The organism is Peribacillus butanolivorans, assembly GCF_001273755.1.
Lineage (GTDB): Bacteria > Bacillota > Bacilli > Bacillales > DSM-1321 > Peribacillus > Peribacillus butanolivorans.
In genome coordinates, this window is record NZ_LGYA01000011.1 from 1 (window position 1) to 22,395 (window position 22,395).

The 22,395-nt window shown below is 36.6% G+C and carries 20 protein-coding genes and 1 rRNA gene; 3 read left to right on the forward strand and 18 right to left on the reverse strand.

The genetic code is table 11. The annotated features are described in order from the left end of the window. Together AKG34_RS25825 and AKG34_RS25830 are read right to left on the reverse strand one after the other, a co-directional pair. Nucleotides 1–140 (reverse strand): 16S ribosomal RNA (locus tag AKG34_RS25825); the annotation flags it as partial. Nucleotides 141–325: 185 nt separating this feature from the next. Further along, nucleotides 326–556, reverse strand: a complete 231-nt coding sequence (locus tag AKG34_RS25830; RefSeq protein WP_053349025.1) for a hypothetical protein — start codon at nucleotides 554–556, stop codon at nucleotides 326–328. A gap of 132 nt (nucleotides 557–688) precedes the next feature. On the opposite strand from AKG34_RS25830, the gene pdaB reads away from it, so the two are divergent. After that, on the forward strand, nucleotides 689–1,441 hold the full coding sequence (pdaB, locus tag AKG34_RS25835; RefSeq protein ID WP_053349026.1) for a polysaccharide deacetylase family sporulation protein PdaB: 753 nt from the start codon (nucleotides 689–691) through the stop codon (nucleotides 1,439–1,441). Nucleotides 1,442–1,572: 131 nt separating this feature from the next. Here pdaB and AKG34_RS25840 read toward each other — a convergent pair whose 3' ends face one another. After that, nucleotides 1,573–2,250, reverse strand: coding sequence for a KinB-signaling pathway activation protein (locus tag AKG34_RS25840; protein WP_053349027.1), 678 nt, complete (start codon nucleotides 2,248–2,250; stop codon nucleotides 1,573–1,575). Nucleotides 2,251–2,387: 137 nt separating this feature from the next. On the opposite strand from AKG34_RS25840, the gene gerD reads away from it, so the two are divergent. Further along, nucleotides 2,388–2,987, forward strand: a complete 600-nt coding sequence (gene gerD, locus AKG34_RS25845) for a spore germination lipoprotein GerD (protein ID WP_053349028.1) — start codon at nucleotides 2,388–2,390, stop codon at nucleotides 2,985–2,987. Nucleotides 2,988–3,023: 36 nt separating this feature from the next. Here gerD and AKG34_RS25850 read toward each other — a convergent pair whose 3' ends face one another. From AKG34_RS25850 to AKG34_RS29790, 4 genes are all read right to left on the reverse strand, one after another. Continuing rightward, a complete protein-coding gene (locus AKG34_RS25850; protein ID WP_053349029.1) occupies nucleotides 3,024–4,082 on the reverse strand; it encodes an iron-sulfur carrier protein/transcriptional regulator SalA in 1,059 nt (352 codons plus the stop codon). A gap of 149 nt (nucleotides 4,083–4,231) precedes the next feature. Further along, nucleotides 4,232–4,948, reverse strand: a complete 717-nt coding sequence (gene cwlD / locus AKG34_RS25855) for an N-acetylmuramoyl-L-alanine amidase CwlD (RefSeq protein WP_053349030.1) — start codon at nucleotides 4,946–4,948, stop codon at nucleotides 4,232–4,234. A gap of 86 nt (nucleotides 4,949–5,034) precedes the next feature. Then, the gene (locus AKG34_RS25860) at nucleotides 5,035–5,460 is read right to left on the reverse strand and encodes a DUF2521 family protein (RefSeq protein ID WP_053349031.1); all 426 of its coding nucleotides are present in this window, start codon (nucleotides 5,458–5,460) and stop codon (nucleotides 5,035–5,037) included. 337 nt (nucleotides 5,461–5,797) lie between these two features. Further along, nucleotides 5,798–6,214, reverse strand: a complete 417-nt coding sequence (locus AKG34_RS29790; protein WP_083450979.1) for a LysR substrate-binding domain-containing protein — start codon at nucleotides 6,212–6,214, stop codon at nucleotides 5,798–5,800. A 191-nt stretch (nucleotides 6,215–6,405) separates the two neighbouring features. Between AKG34_RS29790 and AKG34_RS25870 the strand changes: the two genes are divergently transcribed. After that, nucleotides 6,406–6,927 carry an MFS transporter gene (locus tag AKG34_RS25870; protein ID WP_083450980.1) on the forward strand — a complete coding sequence of 174 codons (522 nt, stop codon included), beginning with the start codon at nucleotides 6,406–6,408 and terminating at the stop codon, nucleotides 6,925–6,927. Between the two features lie 504 nt (nucleotides 6,928–7,431). Here the strand turns inward: AKG34_RS25870 and AKG34_RS29395 are convergent. The 11 genes from AKG34_RS29395 to AKG34_RS25920 all read right to left on the reverse strand — a co-directional run bounded on the left by AKG34_RS29395 (nucleotide 7,432) and on the right by AKG34_RS25920 (nucleotide 22,375). Further along, a complete protein-coding gene (locus AKG34_RS29395) occupies nucleotides 7,432–7,554 on the reverse strand; it encodes a hypothetical protein (RefSeq protein WP_269083777.1) in 123 nt (40 codons plus the stop codon). A gap of 156 nt (nucleotides 7,555–7,710) precedes the next feature. Continuing rightward, a complete protein-coding gene (gene manA / locus AKG34_RS25875) occupies nucleotides 7,711–8,661 on the reverse strand; it encodes a mannose-6-phosphate isomerase, class I (RefSeq protein ID WP_053349033.1) in 951 nt (316 codons plus the stop codon). Nucleotides 8,662–8,722: 61 nt separating this feature from the next. Continuing rightward, nucleotides 8,723–9,616: an ROK family protein gene (locus tag AKG34_RS25880; protein ID WP_053349034.1), complete on the reverse strand. Its 894-nt coding sequence runs from the start codon at nucleotides 9,614–9,616 to the stop codon at nucleotides 8,723–8,725. 24 nt (nucleotides 9,617–9,640) lie between these two features. Next, nucleotides 9,641–10,540: an ROK family protein gene (locus tag AKG34_RS25885; protein WP_053349035.1), complete on the reverse strand. Its 900-nt coding sequence runs from the start codon at nucleotides 10,538–10,540 to the stop codon at nucleotides 9,641–9,643. A gap of 61 nt (nucleotides 10,541–10,601) precedes the next feature. Continuing rightward, nucleotides 10,602–12,008, reverse strand: a complete 1,407-nt coding sequence (locus tag AKG34_RS25890; protein WP_053349094.1) for a glycoside hydrolase family 1 protein — start codon at nucleotides 12,006–12,008, stop codon at nucleotides 10,602–10,604. Between the two features lie 75 nt (nucleotides 12,009–12,083). Continuing rightward, on the reverse strand, nucleotides 12,084–13,538 hold the full coding sequence (locus AKG34_RS25895; protein ID WP_053349036.1) for an ABC transporter substrate-binding protein: 1,455 nt from the start codon (nucleotides 13,536–13,538) through the stop codon (nucleotides 12,084–12,086). A gap of 39 nt (nucleotides 13,539–13,577) precedes the next feature. Then, the gene (locus AKG34_RS25900) at nucleotides 13,578–14,432 is read right to left on the reverse strand and encodes a carbohydrate ABC transporter permease (RefSeq protein WP_053349095.1); all 855 of its coding nucleotides are present in this window, start codon (nucleotides 14,430–14,432) and stop codon (nucleotides 13,578–13,580) included. A 189-nt stretch (nucleotides 14,433–14,621) separates the two neighbouring features. Next, entirely contained in the window at nucleotides 14,622–15,506 is an 885-nt protein-coding gene (locus tag AKG34_RS25905) for an ABC transporter permease (protein WP_053349096.1), read from the reverse strand. Nucleotides 15,507–15,761: 255 nt separating this feature from the next. Continuing rightward, nucleotides 15,762–17,267, reverse strand: coding sequence for a response regulator transcription factor (locus AKG34_RS25910; protein ID WP_053349037.1), 1,506 nt, complete (start codon nucleotides 17,265–17,267; stop codon nucleotides 15,762–15,764). Between the two features lies 1 nt (nucleotide 17,268). Next, nucleotides 17,269–19,086 (reverse strand): sensor histidine kinase, encoded by a 1,818-nt coding sequence (locus AKG34_RS25915; RefSeq protein WP_053349038.1) that lies wholly within the window; start codon nucleotides 19,084–19,086, stop codon nucleotides 17,269–17,271. 154 nt (nucleotides 19,087–19,240) lie between these two features. Next, the gene (locus AKG34_RS25920; RefSeq protein ID WP_053349039.1) at nucleotides 19,241–22,375 is read right to left on the reverse strand and encodes an alpha-mannosidase; all 3,135 of its coding nucleotides are present in this window, start codon (nucleotides 22,373–22,375) and stop codon (nucleotides 19,241–19,243) included. Nucleotides 22,376–22,395 lie beyond the last annotated feature (20 nt).

A 22,395-nucleotide genomic window follows, 5' to 3' on the forward strand; every position in this document is an offset into this window, starting at 1 on the left:
GAGAAAAGAACGTATCCGGTATTAGCTCCGGTTTCCCGAAGTTATTCCAGTCTTATAGGTAGGTTGCCCACGTGTTACTCACCCGTCCGCCGCTAATCTCAGGGAGCAAGCTCCCATCGATTCGCTCGACTTGCATGTNTCGCTTTATCTCTTAGCGACATTTAATATCTTAACATCTTACCTCTGCTTCGTCAATAACTTTTTTTAAAAAGTTTTTTGTTCTTTTTTTAAAAGCTATTATCTTGCAGCAACTTTTATAATATACCAGCGTATAAATTAATAGTCAATAGATTTTTTAAATTTAATTCACTTTTAAAAATCAGGACTAATTCTTCTCATTAAAGTTTGTTTTTACTCTCATATAAATAAGGCATTCCTTTTCTGTACCTAGCCTTTTAAACAACCTGAAAAGGATATTATATTTTTCATTTATAGCTCTTTTAACTATGCAATCGATTCTATCATCTTGTAAATCAAATAATATTTCATCCATCTCTCTTTTTAAGAGGTACTCTAATTCCTTCTTTTCTTTTTCATTAATCAATAAGCCAAGCATAACTCACACCTCCATCAGTCATTTTTCCCCATTCATCTTAATTTTATGAATTTTTATATTGATTTTTCTGCATAACGGAACAGCCTCTGCATAAATATGAAAACAAGAGCTTTTGGACAAGGGGATGGATTAATGAAATTTTTCATGGTGCTCCAGGCAAAGAACATCAAACATTATTCGTTAATTTTACTTACGGCACTTTTTACCGCTTGGTTCCTTTTTGTACAAAACATTCTTCATTCACCTGTTTTTTCTACCGAAGATGGACCAAAAGCGGTTTATAAAGGGGAAAAGAATGTAGCCATCACATTCAATATTGGCTGGGGCGATGAAAAAGCAGCCCCGATTTTAGAGACATTGAAAAAAGAAAAGATTAAATCCGCTACCTTCTTCCTTTCCGGATCTTGGGCAGAACGTCACCCTGACATAGTGGATGAAATTGAAAAAGAAGGCTATGAAATCGGAATGCTCGGATACGATTACAAAGATTATTCCGATCTGGAAGACCAAGAAATCATCCGTGATATTTCAAAAGCACAGGAAGCTTTTAAAAAACTAAATGTTAAAAATATCGAGCTTTTACGTGCGCCCACCGGACACTTTGATAAGCGCCTCCTGAAAATCAGTGAAAAATTCGGCTATACTGTGGTTCATTGGAGTATCGATTCAAAGGATTGGACTAACCCAGGCGTTGATCGAATTGTTCATAACGTTAACAAGGCTCAAAAGGGCGATATCATCTTATTACACGCTTCAGACTCAGCAAAACAAACTAATAAAGCATTGCCTGAACTAATAGATGAACTTCGCTCCAAAAATTTAAACTTCGTAAACGTTTCTGAGATGATCTCTAATTCATCAGCAAGCAGTGAAGAAATCCGGTAACATCATTTACTAGAACACAAAAACACAAAAAAAACTGCGTACTAAGGGTCATGCTTAACCTTTAGTACGCAGTTTTCTATATGTAGAATTTCTTATGTATTCCGCTTTCCAATAAGGTTAGCCACTTTTACCTACTTCCCTAATTCTCCTGCTTTTAATTTCTTTCCCTTTGCTTTAGTTTGCATCCGTGTTTTTTTACTGGCTAATTCTTTTTGTGAACGATCGATTAATTTGCTTAAAACCAATAATTGATAAGCATTGCATACTAGTAATGGAAACAGCATGAAGTAGAGCCAGCCTTCATCATTAGAACTTAGTACAGGTATCCACTCTAATACTGTGGCCACAACCATAAAAAACATCGCCGGAATAAATGACTGTTTATTTGTTTGTTTCATTTTAAAATAGGCCGTAATCAACGCTGCGGCTAATACAACCAAAGCTAACACAATGTAGGAACTAATCCCCTCACCTGAACCAAAATTAAGATATCGTAAATAGACTAGATCAAATACAACGAAAAGAATAAGTACGAGTTGTACTGCATTCCATAAGGAAGCACTTTTAAATATCCCTAGACCGAAACGATGTATCGTTAAATAGGCAAAAAAACCAGCTTGGCTTATGACACTAAAAATTAATCCGACACCGAATAACCATAAAAACGTTGAAAGAATGGCACTGATTTCAAAAGAAGAAAAATAAGGCTTAAACTCACTCCAACGAGCTAAGAACCCTACAACTCCGCCCGTTACACCACCGATAAGCAATGTTGTTAAAAACAATTTAACTAAATTACGGCTGTTCATCGTTTTCCTCCATACATTTCTATTTCATTTCCTTAATTGTACCAACCAAATTTGGAAAAATCCACTTATTCTACAAGGGAATAATATCGTCGATTGGAACCATATTAACAATAAGAAGGATGAAAGGGGCCCTGCGTATGAGAGTGGGAGTTGCTTTGCTTTTCATGTCATTCTTACTCGTTTGTTCCGGTTGTGCGCAGAATGGAGCAAGCGCAGATAAAAATGAGTATGAAGAGACAAAGAAAATGGTCGTCGATATTTTAAAAACAGACGATGGAAAAAAAGCCATCCAGGATATCATTTCTGATGAGAAAACAAAAACTGAACTTATTATGGACTCAGAGATCATTAAGAAATCCATTGAAGATACGGTCACTTCAGATAAAGGGAAGGAATTTTGGAAAAAGGCCTTTAAAGATCCTGAATTTACCTCTGCCTATGCTAAAGCTTTAAAAGACGAACACAAAAAGGTATTGAAAGAATTAACCAATGACCCTCAGTATCGCGGAATGCTTATTGAAATTTTAAAAGACCCAGATTTGGAAAAAGAAATGAATAAGTTATTGAAGACTAAAGACATGCGGACCATTTATAAAGAAGTTATCATAGAAACTATGGATAGTCCTTTAGTTCAAGCGAAGATCCAAGAAAGATTGGACCAAGCTGTAACAAAAGCAGCTGAAAAGGCAACAAAAGCGGAATCAGGTGATAAAACTGAGAAAAAAGACAAAGAATAACAAAAGGCTGATTCCAATTGGAATCAGCCTTTATTTTTATTGCAACTTTTCAATGACTTTTTTAGCAATATCTTCATAAATTCTGCCTAATCTATGGTCTGCTGCGTAAATAGAAGGTGCAAAATCTTCTTCGTTCCAATCTGGCTGTTGCAAAGGAAGCTGCCCTAAGACTTCTGTACGTAGTTCATCTGCAAGCTTCGCACCGCCGCCTTTACCGAATACATATTCTTTTTCACCTGTCGTTTTACTCTCGAAGAACGACATGTTTTCAATGACACCAATGACTTCATGTTCAGTCTTGATGGCCATCGCGCCCGCTCTTGCTGCAACAAAGGCTGCAGTTGGATGCGGTGTCGTTACGATAATTTCCTTACACGAAGGAAGCATTGTATGCACGTCCAACGCAACATCGCCTGTACCCGGTGGTAAATCAAGGACTAAATAATCTAACTCTCCCCATTCTACCTCGTTAAAGAAACTGTTCAGCATCTTTCCTAGCATTGGCCCTCTCCAGATAATAGGCGCGTTATCTTCTACAAAGAAGCCCATTGAGATAACCTGAACACCAAAACGTTCCACAGGAATAATTTTCTCCCCACGCACCACCGGCCTTTTTGTAATCCCCATCATATCTGGTACGCTAAAACCATAAATATCAGCGTCCACAAGTCCAACCTTTTTACCAAGTCGTGCAAGTGAAGTAGCAAAGTTCACTGAAATCGTTGATTTACCAACTCCCCCCTTACCACTAGCAATCGCAATGAATTGCGTCTTGCTATTCGGTCCAAGTAAACCTTGATCCACTTCATCTTGTGGTATATTATCACGATGCTTGGATAACTCTTCTTCAGAAAGTTCTGTGAAACGAATCCCTACAGATTCTGCCCCGCCTTCTTTCAGCAAGTTTACCACTTCCGTTTGCATTTGCATTTGCTCGGCAGTCCCTGTTTTTGCGATGGCAAGCTTAACGCTTACATGATTTTTTTCAGGCTTTATTTTCACTTCAATGATTCCATTTGTTTCTTCAAGGCTTTTATGTAGAAAAGGGTCTTTAAGATCCTTTAATAAATTCAGTACTTTTTCTTCAGTTAACAAGTCGAGCACCCCTTTGAATTCGTTTTATTTTCCCATTTAAGTATACCATATCACTTAAATAAAGCTTATTATCTGCCCTTTAAGTGAGCACATGACTTTTATCTCAATAATAAAAAGGCCTTGTACCATACAAGACCCGAACTAGAGAATCACTCTTCATCTGAAAGTTTTTCCTCTGTGAAATACCGTAAAATCCCCATATAAATCGAACTTGCAATCTTTTCTTGATACCCATCACTGATAAGGCGTTCCCTTTCCTCCGTATTAGAAAGAAAGCCAATTTCAACAAGCGCCCCTGGTTTCTTCGTATAATTCATCAAATACACATTATTAATCGTTTTTGCATCTCGCTTTGTATTTTCTAGGTTTCTTATGATTTCAGTCTGAATAAACTTTGCCACCTGTTCATTTTCCTCAAACCTTTTTGTATAAAATGTTTGAGCACCTTTTGATGATGCTGACGGAAAAGAATTTAAATGAATACTTAAAAATAAATCCGCTTCTGAATCATTAATCATTTCAACCCGATTTCGCAGGTCTTCCTGTTTTCGCTGACGGATCCCTTTTGTATCCCCTTGTGCCAAATCTTCATCTTTCTCACGAGTCATAATGACAAGAGCACCCTGTTCCTGTAAATAGTCCCTAACCTTTAACGAAACAGAAAGGGCAATTTCTTTTTCCATTACCTCTTGCACATTTGCCCCGCCATCCATTCCTCCATGTCCAGCATCCAGAACGATTACCTTACCTGCCAAGGGAAGGTTCCAGGAGTCCCAAGAATCATCTTCAACAAATTTGAAAGTTACAATTAAAAAAAGGATAAACAATCCCATCGCGATTCCTGTATATTTTAACTTACTACGCATGAACGTTCTCCTTCCACTAGTCCCTTTATCTAAAAGTATGGGACAAACCATGGAATTAGAACAAAGAATGGATACTTCACTCCTTCTTAGTGCAACTTCATTTTATATCGCTTTTCACCCGTCTTAAAGCCGTCCATCCACCATTCACCTACAAACCCTTCACAGCAATAAAACAAACCTTCATTGAAAGCGTTATTTGCCGTCACTTCCCGCCAATACAAAATAAAATTAAAAAGGGTATCAATCAAAAATTTCTCTTCCCTCCAGCACCGAGCCCTTACATCATCCTCCGACTCACCATAATAGCCAAACTTACTATAGTTAGCTCCCAATAAATAGGCCTCAATGGCAACATCAAAATAGCCTTCCTCCAACACCTCCATGAAATCCTGTCCAAAGTAACGCTGAATCCTCCCCTTCATATCCTCGATTGAAAGTTCCCTAAGTAACCTTCGCTCAAACTTCAACTGCCTCTCCCTTTGCATCTCCTGTAAACCTAAAATCACAGCCATCATATCACCTCCGGGGTCAGACCCCATTTCCCAAATTATTTCCCAAGTAATATGTAGTTTTTGCGTTCTATCATGAACCATTCATTTATACAGTTGGCAATAATTAATGAGGATAGTTTTAGATATGTTTATAAACGCCAATAATATCAAAATTAACATTTGAAGACTGAAGTAGACGACTTGTACCTTAGACCTTATTTTTACGTTCTTTTGTTTAGAAGAAGCATGTAATAAGACTCCCCTTAGATTAAGGAGGTAATCCTCTACCATCTATGTTGAAAAAGGCAGGCAACACCGTCTTGGATGTAATGCCTGCCACCTTATTTTTATTAAGATTTTATAGATAGAAATATTTACTTACTTCATGTTTAAAAAAACCAGAGGTGAATTCCCGGAAATCTATTGCAGCTTGAGAGAGATAGTGAGTTTTTTTCCATGCTATCCCAATCGTTCGTTTGCAATTCGAATAGGTGATTGGAATCTGAACGGTTTTCGGCATTGATTGGCATAATAAAGACAATTGAGGCGTGAATGAAACACCCATTCCCATTTCTACAAGTCGGAGTATTGCTCCTGCTTCTTCTAGTTCAATTGGGGTGTAAGGTTCAAAGTCCGCTTCCCTGCAATACTCATCCGTAACGTCCCGGAATCCGTACCCTGACGTTCTGCTGATGAAGGTCTCATTTGCTGCTTCATGAAGAGCAATGGATTTTTGCTTTGCTAAGTGGTGGCTTGGTGGTACCGATAAAAAAATCTCTTCTTCTAATTAAGGGCATCCATTCAATGTCGTCTCCATAAATAGGACTCATTGAAATACAAAGGCCGACTTCGACATTCTCTAGTTGTTTTTTCATCCCAGTGGATGAAGCTGAATACTGGCTAATATGTACATTAGGGTTAAGTTTCATAAATTCAACGATTAATATAGGAAAAATATGTGAAAACATGGTGACATCTACTATTGAAGCTTTCGGCCAAATTGACATTGTTGTAAACAACGCTGGTGCAATTATTGTAAGCATTAGTACTTTATCAAACTTCGTTGGTCTTCTAAGTTTTGGTGTGATTTATGATAAATTTGGTTCGTACATTGCGTTATTGATTAACTTAATTATGACGATTTCCGCTTTATTATTAATGACGGTAGCAACAAATATGCAGTTTTTTATTTTCTGTATCATCATGTTAGGGTTCTCATTTGGAGGTTTACTCGTCGTATTCCCTCCACTTACAAGCCAATCATTTGGTCCTAAAAACCTTGGAATGAACTATGCAATCGTATTCTTGGGTTACTCTGGTGGTGCGTTCGTTGGTCCACGTATCGCTTCTTACTTCAAAGAAACAACGGGACCCTTTACAACAGCTTACATCTCTGCCGCTATTTTGACTGCAATTGGTATCGTTCTAGTAGGGCTTATTCTTTACATGAATAAAAAGAAACAACAAAGCCAAGTTAGTGTAAACTAATCATAATTCTTTAGCCTTTATTACCCTTTATCCTATTGCTATTATCGATAAATTAGACATGATTTTCCGCTAAAGTAATTAAGGATTATCATCAATAATTTGTTAAGCGTAGCCTTTTGGGTTACGCTATTTTTATTACCATTAATAGCTTTCTTCTTATTATGGAGTATAACTATCCCTCCGGTAACTTGCTTCTCGGGTTGCTTCTCGAGGCTATCCCTGCCACCGCGGGTCGCTCACTGTTAGCGTCGCTAAAATTCTTTTATACGTCCCCTGTACTTCATTCATACTTTCCACTACCTAATAATAGCTTTGTATTCTAAAAGGATCTTCTACTGGCTAATAAGTAATTCCATGTTTGAAAAATCCAGCATTTACTTTTGAGTTAACATTGGAATATTTTTCTACCCAAGTATCATGATGTAAAGCCATTATATGTACCCCAACTTACATAATGTCAGAATTTTCAGTTTTCTTTGATTGCATCCATATTAACTTCATCCGTTAGAAGTTCGGATCATTTAATATTTTTCCATAGGCATCTTTTAAATAATGTTGATTCCAGCCGCCGCTTAAAAGAAGGACACAGATGCAAGCAAGATAGCAGAAGAAATTTGAATTTTTCATACTCACACAGCTCTCTGCAATTCTTTTTTTCCGTGTATGACAGAAACCAATAAAAAGATAGATGGTAAAACTTACGTCTCTTTTTAAAGCTGGAACGTGGTGCAAAGCGAATCTATGTTTCTATTAATCGTTTTCCGCAACAGAGCCGGATGAGGTCTAAGGGTGTGATACAATAAGCTTCATATTCCCCTTTAAGATAAATTCACCATATTTATACGGCAAAATAAAATGAGCTCCTTTTCTTATTGTGTAATCTTCACTGCCTTTCAACAATCTTCCTTCCCCATCGATGATGCTTACAAGCATAAACGCTTGATTTTGCTGAAATGCCGCTTCTCCATTTACATCCCATTTATTAACAGAGAAAAAGTGATTTTGTACAAACTTTGTAACTTCTACACCTTCTCGCTTTTCTATTTTAGGAGCGATATTGGTATCAATATGAGGTGCATTAATGACGCCCATTGCTTTTTCTAAATGCAGCTCACGTTTACTCCCTTGATTATCTACACGGTCATAATCATAAACTCGGTATGTTGTATCTGAGCTTTGTTGTGTTTCTAACACCAACGTCCCATTACATAAGGCATGAACGGTTCCACTTGGTACGTAGAAAAAATCACCAGGTCTAATGGTAACTTTACGTAAAAACCTCTCCCAATTTCCACTTTGAATCATTTCTCGTACTTCTTCTTTTGTTTTAGCATGATGTCCAAACACTAATTCAGCATCTTGATCACAATCAATGATGTACCAACATTCCGTTTTACCATACTCGCCATTTTCATGCTCGTTGGCATAATCATCATTTGGATGTACTTGTACAGACAATTCTTCATTCGCATCCAAAATCTTTATAAGAAGCGGAAATTTCTCACTCTTATAGTTTCCAAACAACTCATGGTGATTTTCCCATACTTCTTTTAATGATTTACCTTGAAACTTACCATTTTCAATAAGACTCAGGCCGTTTGGATGGGCAGAAATTGCCCAGCATTCTCCTGTAATTGCTGATGGGATTTCATAGCCAAAACGGTCATAAAGAGCTGTTCCACCCCAAATACGTTCTTGAAAAACCGGTTTTAAAAATAATGGTGTATCATTCATTTTTCTATTCCTTTCTTTATTAGCATAAGTAAAAGAGGATATCAATTTTGTGAAATACTCCCTATTTTCGATTCAAGAAATGAAATAAGGCTCCAATTAAGTTTGCATCGTTATCAAATTTACAAGCTTCAACCGTAATATCCAATGTAGAGATATCATCCTTCAATTGTGCCAATTCATTATTTATGCCTTCAATTACATCCGGTCGCTTGCTGATTCCCCCGCCAATTAGGATCTTGTTAGGATCTAGTACATACTTCAAATTATAGATTCCCATTGCCAGCTTCTTATATAGGTTGGCAATGCATTCATTCGCAATGGAGTCTCCTGCTTCCGCCAATCGAAATATTTCTTCTCCGTCCAACGTTCCCCTTACTAGAGATTTTCTCATTTCGACTTCTTCTACAAGTGAATTTGCCGATGCAACTTTGCTCCAAGTTGATTGTAGAGGGCTCTTACATGATTCTCCCATTATCATGTACCCAAACTCACCTCCGTGAAGGGTAGCTCCACGTAAAATAGATTGGTTAATCACAATTCCCCCGCCAATTCCTGTACCAATTACAATACAAATGTAGAAATCAGTTTCTTTCGCTGCACCTAACCAGCCTTCTGCCAAAGCCGCGCAGTTTGCATCATTTTCAACGGACACCTCCAGACCTGTTCGTTCCTTTAGTAAGCTTGTCATGTTTACTCCATGTATAAATGGAATTGCACTTGCCCCGCCAATAAACCCTGTTTCCACGTCTACGGCACCGGGCGAACTTAAAGCGATACCTTGAATTTCAAATGACTCCGAATAATGTTTAACTATTTCGGTAATGTGATCTAAAAATATATCTAATCCTTCTTTAGGAGTTGGAATCTTCCCGCACTCCAGTTTCTTTGATTTGTCATCCATTACCGCATACTTTATATAAGTTCCGCCAAAATCAAACACCATGTAAGCTTTCATTGTCATCCCCTTCACTTACTGGAACTATGCTTGCTGTGTCAACAGAGCCGCGCCGATAACACCAGCTTTTGTTCCTAACGAGGCACATTCAATATGTACCCTATTACGTAACTGTGGATATAAGTAAGCATTTACTTTTTCAAGAAGAATCGGCATTATATACTCTTTTGATTGCATGACCCCCCCGCCTAACACAATCATGTGCGGGTCAATTGTATGAACAATATTGGAGATTCCTTTTGCCAAATAAGTTAGCATGGTATCAACAATCGCTTCCGCTTCTTGCTGGCCGTTCATCGCCAAAGTAAACACTTCTCCAGCATGTCCTGTTATACCTAACTTTTCTTTTCCTAGACGATGCACAGCTGTACCGCTTGCCAAAGATTCCAAAGAGCCAATATTCAGTACATAATGCGTTGGACCATCTCGATTAACCATCATGTTGCCAACTTCACCCGCACAGAAATTAGCACCTTGAATCAACTGATTGCGATATACATATCCTCCGCCGATTCCTGTACTGATCGTCATATAAAAAACAGATTCTTTTCCTTTGCCTGCCCCAATCGTTGCTTCCGCTAAAGCAGCTGCGTTGGCATCATTATCGAGCACTACTTTTTTCTCTAAAGCTTTTTCTAACATTAGAGCTAAAGGAACCTCATCCCACCCAGGTAAATTGGGAGGGCTTAAAATAATACCTTGCTTTGAATCTAAAGGACCCGGAGCTCCGATTCCTATTGCTTCAATATTTCTTTTCTGCAACAGCCCCTCGCATATTTTAATCATGTTATCGATGACATGATGTGGTCCTTTGTCACTTTCCGTTTTTACATTGACCTCTTCTATAAGTTTGCCTTCCAATGTTACAACGGCAATTCTCAAGTTTGTTCCACCCAAATCAATGCCAAGAAGATACCTGTCCATTCCCTTCACTTCCTTCGTGATATTCTGATAGAACAAATGATTAGTAGCACTCTTCTAATAATCAAAAACCGTTGTTTTCAGATAATTCTTTGTACCATTTACCTGATTTCTTGATTGTACGCTTGAAGTTTCTATTTAAATCTACTTCTACTAGTCCGTATCGGTTCTTATATGAATTTAACCATGACCAGTTATCCATAAATGTCCATACATGATACCCTTTTACATTGGCACCTTCGTTTAGTGCTTTATGTATCCACTTTAAATGATCTTCGTAAAAGGTAATTCGATAATCATCCTGAATCATTCCACTCTCATCCTTAAAGCGTTCTTCTGCTTCAACTCCCATACCGCTTTCCGATATGAAACATTCAATATTCCCATAGTTTTCTTGGATGTTTTTTAAAATATCGTAGACACCCTTTTCATAAATCTCCCAGCCTCTGTATGGGTTCACCTTTTTCCCTGGCATGTCATAATTATCAAAGTACCGTTCTGGCATGAATGGAGCATTTGGATTTGGGATGTTTTCCTTCGCCTTAACTCTTCTTGGTTGGTAGTAATTAATCCCTAAAAGGTCAACTGTATTTTCATGGATAATATCCAAATCTTCAGTTAAATACTTAGGTATAAAGTTTTCTACCCGCAACATGTCAATTAGCTTCTCGGGAAAAGTGCCTTTGACTGATGGATCTAGAAAGGAACGGTTAAATAGCAAATCTGCTTTTTCAGCAGCATCTAAGTCAGCAGGGTGATTACTCCTTGGATATGAGGGAGTAACATTCAGTATAATTCCAATTTTTCCTCCTAGCTCTTTATCATGGTATGCCTTAATTGCTTTTGCGGAGGCTAATACAGAATGGAACCCAACTTGAACAGCCTTTCCAAAATCACAAAATGCTGGATAATGATGTCCATATAAATAACCGCATTCAACAGGTACGATTGGCTCATTATGTGTGAACCATTTCATCACACGGTCTCCAAAGTTCTCAAAACAAGTAGACGCATATTCCACATACGCATCAACTACAGAGCGGCTTTCCCAACCACCCTCTTCTTGCATAGCCATAGGCATGTCAAAATGATAGAGATTCACAAAAGGCTCAATCTCATTTTCTAGTAAGGTGTTAATGACGGTATTATAAAAGTCAATCGCCTTTGGGTTTATTTCTCCACGCCCCTTTGGAAACATGCGGGACCACGAGATAGAAAAGCGAAAACTGTTATGTCCCGTTTCTTTCATGAGCTGAATATCGTCAATAAAATTCGTATAAAACAGTGAAGTGTTATCAGGTCCAATACCCTGGTAAAAACGATTCGGTTCTGTTTCATACCAGTAGTCCCATATATTCTTCCCTTTACCATCTGCCCCTGAAAATCCTTCCATTTGTGTTGCAGATGATGCAGATCCCCACCAAAAGTCTTTCGGAAACATGTAAATATTCTTTTCTACTTCTGTACTCATTTTCAATCCGGCCTTCCCTTAAAAGACAGCAGTCGGAAAATTAAGTTTCCGACTTTGCCTCCTGAATGAGATCTATTAGTTATTTTTCTTCCACTCATCATATTGTTTTTGAATTTCTGCAAGCACTTTATCTAATCCAGCTTCTTTAAACTTCTTATTAGCCTTTGGTAGATATTCCTCGGGGTCAACACTGCCAGTTAATAGCGGAGGTGCATATTCATTCGCAACGTTTGCAATTGCTGCGATCTCTGTACGAACAGGATTTGTATCAAAATAGAAACCTAAGGTTGGTGCTTGAACAGAAGCATCATTGAATTTTTTGAACGCATCCCATTTATCTTCAGGATCATTTTCATATAACTTAAGAATGAAATGGTTTCCTAGAGAGTAACTTGGCATGTTGTAGCTTTCTACACGAGCTGGAAGGTCTTTAATTTTACCGTTATCGACCTCTTCATAATGCACACCTTCAATACCTCTATCAATTAAATTACGAAGGTATGGATCTGTATTTAATAGATTTAAGAACGCCATAGCCTTCTCTGGATGTTTGGAAGTTGCTGAGATAGCTTGAATAGACCCTGTTACAGAGTTGTTAAATGTAATCGGATCATGCATTGGTTGAACGGCTACATTATAACCTGCAGAACGAGACCATATTAATTCCGCATATGGCTGGTACATTTCTTTACGTACGAACCAGTTTTGTACTTCTAACGGCCATGGATCTGTACTTGTTGCTGCATCCGCTTTTATATAACCAGCTTTATAGAATTCGTGCATTGTTTTTAACGTTTCCATCATAATATCTGATTCAAAGATATTAACTACCTTTCCTTTATCTCCTTCTAGAGGAAACGCAAACGGCAATTCATCTTCTAATACATAATCAAATGGTAAATACGGTTTGAAAGTTGCAATTGGTGTAAAGTCTGGCTCATTTTCTTTAACTGTTTGCAATAAAGGTTTTAAGTCTTCTAAAGAGTTAACACTTGAAATATCCATATTGTATTTATCGACTATATCCTTATTAAATACGTACACACTTTGCTGACCTACTTCTTTGTTAGAAGGAATACCGTAAAGCTTTCCATCAATTTTGGCCCCTTCTAAGTACGCTGGATCAATTGTTGCTTTTAATTCTTTTCCATGTGTGTCAAGAAGTTCATTTAGGTCTTTAAATGCTCCTTTTTGTGCATTTAATACATAGTTTCCACCTGCAGTATAGGCAATATCAAAAGATTCACCTGAAGCAATCATAACTTGCATTTTTTGATCATAATCGCCCCAGTCAATTTGTCTCATTTTAACGGTTGCGTTAATTTTCTCTTTCGTGTATTTACTTACTTCTTCCATTACTTTATCGACATCTTTTTGAGGTGTCCCAATCGTGTACCACGTAATTTCATAAGGTTTTTCTTCACCGGCTTTACTTCCGCTCGTTTTATCTGAATTCCCTCCACTACACGCAGCTAAAAATGTAGATAAACTTAATAAGAGTACTAGAATAATAGCTAACTTCTTATTCATTTTAACTCCCCCCTTTTATTTGTTTATTTCAAAAAGCAATTATTCCTTAACCCCACCGATTGTCAATCCACTAACAAAGTATTTTTGGAAAAATGGATATGCAATTGCTATTGGCAAAGTTGAAATAACAACCATTGCCATTTTTGCAGCATCTTGAGGTATTGCACTTAATAAATCATTTTGTATACCGCCTGCTAACGAATTTTGCCTTAAAAATTCTATGTTGTTTTCAATTTTCATCAGCATTGACTGCAGTGGCACCAAGTGCGGTTCATCAATGAACAACAGTGCATTAAACCAATCATTCCAGTAACCCAATGTACTAAAAAGGGCAATAGTTGCAAGACCTGGTAATGAAAGTGGAGCAACAATTTTGACAAAGATTCGTAATTCACTTGCTCCATCAATTCTAGCCGATTCCAAAATGGATTCAGGTACAGACCTTTGGAAAAAGGTTCTCATTATTAGAATGTAGAATGCATTCATTGCAAGTGGTAATATCAATGCCCAAATAGAGTTACGTAGATGTAAAAACTGTGTTGCTACTATATAGAAAGGAATTAGTCCTCCACTAAAAAGCATTGTAAAGAATGCAATAAAAGTAAAGAAACCGCGGTATTTGAATTGCTTTCTAGAAATAGCGTAGGCATATAAAGAAATCATTATTACACTGACAAGTGTACCAAGCACCGTTACTACAATCGTTATAGTATAAGATTGAAGTAATTGATCCTTCATTTGCCACAAGTATCGATATGCTTCAAAACTCCATATTTCAGGTAGAAGCTGATATCCATTTCGCGCTAAGGTTTTCTCATCAGTTAAAGAGATGACGATTACATATAGAAATGGAAAGATACACATTATAGAAAATGATCCTAACAAAATGTTCATTAAAAGATTAGGAAACCCATTTAGACCATGTGGTGTGTACTTTTTCTTACGCTTACTTTTTTTGTTTGGTTGATTCACTTGGTTTTGAGCATTCCCTTTATTTAATGGAGTAGGTTGAGAGCTATTTTGATTTGTTATCATTGTAATTTGCCACAAAACTGCGGCCACCCTCCATTCTCTCTCGATTTTTTAAAATAGGGCATATTCTTTATCAACCTTCTGAACAAGATAATTTGTCAGCATTACTAATGCAAATCCTACAATTGATTGGTAAAGACCAGCGGCAGTACTCATACTAATGTCCCCCATCGTCGTTATCCCTCGGTATACATAAGTATCTATAACGTTTGTTACTGAATATAACGGACCTGAATCACGAGGAACCTGAAAAAACAGACCAAAGTCTGCACTAAAAATTCTACCAACGTTTAAAATGGTTAAAATAACAATGAGCGGTGTTATCATCGGAATCGTAATATTACGAATTTGTTGCCACTTATTTGCACCATCTATCATAGCGGCTTCGTAATAGTTTTTATCAATCCCAACTATAGCTGCTAAATAAACAATACTTCCATAACCAACGCCCTTCCACATACTTGTTAGAACGATAATAACAGGCCAATATTTTGCTTCGTTATACCACGATATAGGATCTTCTACTCCAAACCATAGAAGTATATTATTAAGTAGACCTCTATCCACGCTTAGAAACGTGAATACGAAATAACTAACAACAACCCATGATAAAAAGTGTGGAAACAGCATTCCTGTTTGGTAAATTTTAGACAACCTCTTATTTGCGAGTTCACTTAGAACAATTGCTACAAACACTGCTAATATAAGCCCAACAACGATAAAGACTAAATTATATAGAACCGTATTTCTTGTAATGATCCAGGCGTCATTTGTATTAAATAAAAACTTGAAGTTTTCAAAGGCAACCCACTCACTATTTAGGATACTTGCAAAAAAACCATTCGGATCATATCGGAAATTTTTAAAGGCAATGACAGTTCCAAACATCGGAAGATATGAAAATAACAATAGCCAAATGGTTCCTGGTAAAACCATGAGGAGCCACACACGATTCTTATAAACATCTTGGAAAAAACTCTTGATACGATTCACAAAGCCCCTCCTCCCTTATATTGAAAACCCTTACATCTCTATATTAAGAAAAAGTCAAAAATGTATAAAGTTAACAATATTAAGATTTGCTGTACTTATTAAACATTCGATAGTTAATACAGCATTTTTTATCATTTTTTGATTCTTTTAAGATCAGAGATGCTCCTCAAAACAAAAAAAATCCCGAATAACGGGATATCAAGATTTGATATTCATTGTTCTCCATGCTGATGGTGTAATCCCCACCGCCTTCTTAAACTGTTTATAAAAATAAGCAGAATCCGAATAGCCAACTTGTTTTCCAATTATTCCAGCCTTTAAATGTGTCCCTCTCAACAATTGCTTTGCTTTTTCGAGTCTCAAATGATTAATATACTCAGAGAATACTAAGCCAGTTTCTTTCTGGAAAAGTTGTCCTAAGTAAATCGAATTTATATGAAATTTATAGCTTAATGTTTTCAAAGAAAGTTCCTCATAAAAATGTTCTTGAATATATTGCACCACGCTTTGAATAATAGGACTTCGATGCTCCGACTTTTGTTCCAATGTTCTAAAAATTCCTTCGATAAAATCAATAAGAATGTCAACTAAAATTCCAATTGAATAGGCCTCTAAGATTCGCTTTACAATACCTACTGTTTGTTCATTTGCATGTGACGATACATCTTTTTGGATAGACGTAACTATTTCAATAGCGAACCCTCTAATAATGGTTGGAGCAACCTTTTTAGTAGATTTATTAATCTCATCGAAGGCACCTTTGATCCACAAAAATGCCTTTTCTTGTTCTGAGCCAACAATATATCTCTTTAGATCATCCAATTCATTCGAAGTAGAAAGGCTTGCTTGCGTATACTGCTTTGTTAATTCATCTGTTATGAGTCCACTTTCTTTGAGTACTAATCGATAGCTAGATAACTCTTTTGCACGTTGATAGCTCTTATACAATTCACTTGTGGAGCAAACAAATGATCCAACATTAATATGATACTTTCCAGAAACATATCCAGCAAATAGCATGTTCAATTCATCTAGTTTTTTCTTAAGGCCATCTTCACAATTAAACGAAACTAAAAGGATAAGTTCGCCATCTGGATTAATAATACAGACAGACTGAAATAACTCCTCTACTCTTTTTCTAAAAAAGGAAGAGTTTTCATGTTCACCATCTGATATTTGCATTAAAACAACAGCTAGATTCTGACCATCGAACTCCAAACTATACAACTCTACTCTTTCACGCCATTCTTTTGCATCGATGTCTTGATTAAGACATCGCCAAATCGTATTATCTCTTAAAATAGTATAGGCTTCCTCATTATTTGTAGATTTCTCAAGCTTTTCTATACTATTTTCCAATGTTGAAATGAGTTCTTGCTCATTGACAGGCTTTAAAAGATAATTTTCGATTCCTAGCTTCATACCCTTTTTCACATATTCAAATTCTTCGTATCCAGATAAAACGATATATTTTGTATTAGGATGACGTTCTTTCAACGTACTAATTAACTCTAATCCATCCATTATGGGCATCATTATATCAGTTAATAATATATCAACATGACACGTTTCTAACTTTTTAATAGCCTCACTACCATTAGAAGCTTCACCAACAACTTTTAGTCCATAATCTTCCCAAGGTACCAACGCTCTCATGCCTTCAATAATAAATGGTTCATCATCTACTAAAAATACGTTATACATGTTATATCTGTTCCCTCCTAGCTGCTGGAATTCTAACTTCTACAATAGTTTCTTCTCCTTCATTACTACTAATCTGAATTCCATAATTTTGTCCGTGTTTTAATTGTATTCTTTGATGAACATTACTCAGTCCGATTGAGCCCTCAGAGGTGGTAGTTCCTTCTAATAATTTAGTTTGAATAGCCAATAGTTTATCTATTGGAATACCTCTCCCATTGTCTTTTATTATTATTTCTATTTCCCGATGAATTCTTTGAACTTTTATTAGTAATTCATTATTATTTGTTTCTTTTCGGAAGCCATGAATCAAATAATTTTCAATAAGGGGTTGAAGGGTAAATTTGAGAATTTTTTCGTCTAAACAATTTTCTGGAATCTCGTACGTTACGTGTAAGCGGTTAGAATATCTAATCTGATTTAGACCTATATACTCCTTAACGTGTTGGATTTCATCAGAAATTTGAACGATTTCTTTACTACTTAAAGAATAACGAAATAATTGCCCTAAACTATAAATCATATTACTAGTTGGTTTAGATCCGTCAGCTATAGCTTTCATGCGAATAGCTTCCAATGTATTATATAGAAAATGCGGCTGAATTTGTGACTGAAGCGCTTTCATTTCAGCCTCTCTTTGGCGGATATTTAAAACATATACATCTTTAATATACATGTTTAGATCATCTAACATATCATTGAAACTTTCTGATATGGCTGTTAACTCGTCTTTTTCTCTACTATCAGGTATTCTAATTTGCAAGTTTCCATCTCGAACTTCGTGAATGGCAGTTTCTATTTTATTAATTCTTCTAGAATAAGATCTCATCGCAAAATAGGTTACAGCAATTGCTATACAGGAAAGTAAAACTGTAGATAATAACATATACCTATGAACAATCGTTATTTTCTTAATATCATCCTCAGGCATGAAACCTACATATAAGTAGCCCCTGTGGTCATCAGCCAATGTATTAATATAGTAGTTTTTTCCCTTCCACTTTATTTTCTTAAAGCTCGTTTCAAATGATATATCTTTCAATGGTACTGGAATGGTACCATCGTCTGACGAGTAAAGATAATCCCCATTACGTTGAAAAATATGGACTGTTCCTTTAAATTGGGATTTCCTCAAACGAATCAAATCCTGAATTCCCGCTGTATCATAAAAAACCGTCAGATCCCCTAATTTCTTAAGGGTCGCAGGATCATTAATGGAACGAGATATTTGAATATTGTTGAAGATACTCCTTTCTTGCTCCCACTCAACTTGCTTAAGTTGCAAGTCCTGAGGATGAACAGCTATACCTTCCTGATTCCCTTTCTTTTGCTCTCTCTTATCCATATATTTATTCCATCTATAGTGGCTATTTATATATTCATACTCTGTACCGGGGCTTGCACTTTTTAAACGCACTGCATTGATATCAGGGTCTTGACTAAAATACGCTTGGAAAAATGTATTAAGGTTGTTCGGAATAAATGAAGAGTTTTCACTGTACTTATCTAGTCGATACGCAAGATATGAATCATAATCATGCTGCAATGCAAATGCAATATCATTATAAATCAGATCTGTTTTTAAATATAATTCTTGCATAACATATTGTACATGCTCATCTTTTTGCTGGAGATAAGATTCAACCCTTTCTAGTGTTTCTGTACTTGCGTCCATTTCTTTCTGAATAATAACTTCTGTATAATAGCGTGATAATACAAGTAGTAATAGAAACATTGTAAGAAGGATTGTAACGGAATAAGTGATTAAAATTTTGCTAAACACCTTATTCGTTAGCCGCCTTATTATATTACTCAAGAACATCCTTTATATCCTCCCATGATGACTTACTAACTCAAGAACATCCCTTATATCCTTCCCTGTAGATTTACTAACTCAACTACTATTTTACTGTATTTTCTGTCGGAAAGTGAAGTTGATTCACTGCCCGACAGTGGGATAAATAGTTTATAATGTATTATCTTATTTCATCATGAAAATAGACTAATATTGTTTTAATTTCATACGGTTTTATTTCTAAGTCGATTTGTTCGGTTTGTTTCTTGCTATCAACTTGTTCCATCAAGTTTGTTTCATACCATTTTTTAACGTTTCTTGGGAATTCAATCAAGACATTTCCGCGTCGCCCTTCATACTCATGAAGGCGAATAATTACTGCGTCATCACCCTCTTTTTTCTTTATCGCATCGACCTTAACATGATCGTTATTCAGATTCATAAACGAGCTTTCTTCTGGTGAAAATCCACCTTTTACTACTTTCAATCGATTATTTAAAAACCAAGCTTGCTTTACTGTTTGCCCAACTCTCCAATCTCCCTGATGAGGTAGCAGTGAATACGTAAACTCGTGTTCTCCTTGATCAGCAGTTGGATCAGGGTAGATTGCTGCTTTTAGCAAGGATAAGCGAATCGTTTGGTCTTTAATGTCATACCCGTATTTGCAATCATTTAACAAACTCACTCCGTACCCTGTTTCAGAAAGGTCTGCCCACTGATGTCCAACTGTTTCAAATCGTGCCATATCCCAGCTCGTATTCCAATGTGTCGGTCTCTTAACATTACCAAATTGAATATCATAAGTTGCTTCGGTAGAACGAATATCAACTGGGAATGCTACCTTCATTAACTTACGTTGCTCATGCCAATCCACTTTTGTTTTAAAATCAATACGTCTATTTTTAGCATAGAAAATCATATCTTGTTCAACCAAAGAACTTTGATACTTCCATTTCGTCCGGATGACAATACGAAGCGGGCCATTTTCAACAACTTCACTTGATACTACATCACGGATTTCCTCCATTTTTTCTTGGTAATACAAATCAATATCCCACGCATCGTGTGCTAATGGTTTATCTTCAAAAATTTGAATGATGTTTCCTTTTTCCTGTTGTGCTAGTACTTCACGCCTAGCTTCCTTATCAAATATACGAGTCAGTTGAAGGGAGTTATTCCATTCAACTTGATAAAAAGGTGTTTCTAACAACATTCCCTTAATAAGAAATGGTGTTTTATTTTCTACCATAGGATCTTGTTTGAATTGAATTTCTACTGCACCAAATTGTTTGGTCTCCTCCAATTCAACTAACCAACCATTTTCAGTTCGTTGGCTATTTAGAATTTCACCTGAACCTGATGTCCATCCTCCAACCACATCATTCGTTTGATCGTATGGGATGAATACACTTTGTTGATCTTGCCAACTAGTTGCATTGAAGACTGTATACGTTCCATGCTTAGGTTCAATAAACTCATTGAAATTATTCTGATCGATTTCGAGTTGTATATCTTCTGCTTGTTTATATTCCACTTTTGCATCTTCATATACTTCCTTAATGGATGAACCAGGAATAATATCATGGAATTGATTTCGCAAAATAATCTTCCAACCTTCATCAAGCTGTTGCTTAGGATATTTCGCCCATGAAGACATTAGAGAGTTCCACACAGACAACCATTCCGACTCCCTATAACTCAACTCGAGTTTACGATTCATTCGTTTTGTATATGCTTGACTTGTATAGGTCCCCCTGTGGTATTCAAGGTACAATTCACCGTCCCAAGTGTGGACATACTCATTTGAATTCTCAATATTTTCGTGTAACTTTTGGAAGTACTCTCCAGCTTTTGTCGTTTTTACTTTTGGCAGTCCTGGCATATTCTCAAATCTGCGACGAAGCTCTATCATCTCTCGATTGACTCCTCCACCTCCATCACCATACCCATAGGAAAGAAGTAAATCTTGGTTAACATCTTTATTCCGGTATGAATTCCATGTACCGTTTACAGTCTTTGCGGTAATCAGCCCATTATATGTATAAAACCATGAATCTTCCGAATTCCAAGGTTCAGGAGTGGTTACAAAATGAGTTAGGATTTCTGTCCCATCAATTCCACGCCATTTAAAAGTATCATTTGGCATACGATTGTACTGATTCCAACTTATTTTAGTGGTCATAAATGTATCGATTCCTGACTTTTTCAAAATTTGTGGAAGTGCCCAGCAATACCCAAATACATCTGGCAGCCATAGATACTTGCATTCTACCTCAAATTCCCTTTTAAAGAATTCCTTCCCGTACAAAATTTGTCTCACTAGTGATTCCCCGCTTGGAATATTACAATCTGCTTCTAACCACATTGCACCCTCAGTTTCCCAACGACCTTCTTTTACACGCTTTTTAATATTTTCATAGATTTCTGGGTAGTCTTCTTTAATATATTCATATAGCTGTGGCTGTGTTTGGAGAAAATAATATTCAGGATATTGTTCCATTAATCTTAAAACAGTAGAAAAAGATCGAGCAGCCTTTTCACGTGTATGTTTTAAACGCCATAGCCATGCAACATCAATATGTGTATGACCAACACAATGAATGGTCACAGGATGATGTTTTTCGATTTCGTTAAGACTTTTATTCAATTCCACACTAGCAATCTCACAACTACTAAAAAATGCTTCATTACCTGGTTTACTCCAATTTATTTTCATAAAAGCTTGATTCAACGCTTTTATAATTGCATGTTTTTCTGGTCGGTCATCACCAAGTTCTTTAATTGTTTGCCACGCTGCTAGGGATGTATAATATAAATCATCTACAGCCTCGTCTAACCAAGCCAATTGGGCCATATCGAGTGTATAAATTTGCTCCTTTGGCTCTCCACCACCTTCAAGTCCAGACCAAAGTCTGAAATCTAATTGAACAGTGTTTCCTATTTCGGTTGGTGGAAAAAATACTTCCTGATGGTTAGAATCAACACCTTGGTATGGATTTCCATTTAAGAATAATAATGATTCAAATCCAGAATTATTTCCTCCGCCTGTACGTCCAAAGTCAAATAAACCAACTACTTTTCTATTTGCCCATTCCGTCGGAAGTTGAACATCTGCATGTAGCCAAAGATACCGGTCTCGCCCCTTCCATTGGTCTCTTAGTTGTAAAGTCGATTCACCCTTTTCTATAGGAGGATATGTGCCTACTACACCCTCATCCTCAATTGCACTAAACTGACCAATCTCAATTCCATCACGATAGCGGTACTGCGCCAATTCTTGTATTCTTGCTTCTAGCTTTCTTTCTACTAAAAACATATAAATCCCCCATTTTTATA

Coding starts and splice junctions, on each gene's coding strand:
- AKG34_RS25890 (WP_053349094.1), bottom strand. CDS start 12,008: ATGAGTACAGAAGTAGAAAAGAATATTTACATGTTTCCGAAAGACTTT.
- AKG34_RS25840 (WP_053349027.1), bottom strand. CDS start 2,250: ATGAACAGCCGTAATTTAGTTAAATTGTTTTTAACAACATTGCTTATC.
- manA (WP_053349033.1), bottom strand. CDS start 8,661: ATGAATGATACACCATTATTTTTAAAACCGGTTTTTCAAGAACGTATT.
- AKG34_RS29395 (WP_269083777.1), bottom strand. CDS start 7,554: ATGAAAAATTCAAATTTCTTCTGCTATCTTGCTTGCATCTGTGTCCTT.
- pdaB (WP_053349026.1), top strand. CDS start 689: ATGAAATTTTTCATGGTGCTCCAGGCAAAGAACATCAAACATTATTCG.
- AKG34_RS25905 (WP_053349096.1), bottom strand. CDS start 15,506: ATGGTTTTACCAGGAACCATTTGGCTATTGTTATTTTCATATCTTCCG.
- cwlD (WP_053349030.1), bottom strand. CDS start 4,948: ATGCGTAGTAAGTTAAAATATACAGGAATCGCGATGGGATTGTTTATC.
- AKG34_RS25915 (WP_053349038.1), bottom strand. CDS start 19,086: ATGTTCTTGAGTAATATAATAAGGCGGCTAACGAATAAGGTGTTTAGC.
- AKG34_RS25885 (WP_053349035.1), bottom strand. CDS start 10,540: ATGGACAGGTATCTTCTTGGCATTGATTTGGGTGGAACAAACTTGAGA.
- AKG34_RS25900 (WP_053349095.1), bottom strand. CDS start 14,432: ATGAACATTTTGTTAGGATCATTTTCTATAATGTGTATCTTTCCATTT.
- gerD (WP_053349028.1), top strand. CDS start 2,388: ATGAGAGTGGGAGTTGCTTTGCTTTTCATGTCATTCTTACTCGTTTGT.
- AKG34_RS25870 (WP_083450980.1), top strand. CDS start 6,406: ATGGTGACATCTACTATTGAAGCTTTCGGCCAAATTGACATTGTTGTA.
- AKG34_RS25880 (WP_053349034.1), bottom strand. CDS start 9,616: ATGAAAGCTTACATGGTGTTTGATTTTGGCGGAACTTATATAAAGTAT.
- AKG34_RS25830 (WP_053349025.1), bottom strand. CDS start 556: ATGCTTGGCTTATTGATTAATGAAAAAGAAAAGAAGGAATTAGAGTAC.
- AKG34_RS25920 (WP_053349039.1), bottom strand. CDS start 22,375: ATGTTTTTAGTAGAAAGAAAGCTAGAAGCAAGAATACAAGAATTGGCG.
- AKG34_RS25895 (WP_053349036.1), bottom strand. CDS start 13,538: ATGAATAAGAAGTTAGCTATTATTCTAGTACTCTTATTAAGTTTATCT.
- AKG34_RS25860 (WP_053349031.1), bottom strand. CDS start 5,460: ATGGCTGTGATTTTAGGTTTACAGGAGATGCAAAGGGAGAGGCAGTTG.
- AKG34_RS25910 (WP_053349037.1), bottom strand. CDS start 17,267: ATGTATAACGTATTTTTAGTAGATGATGAACCATTTATTATTGAAGGC.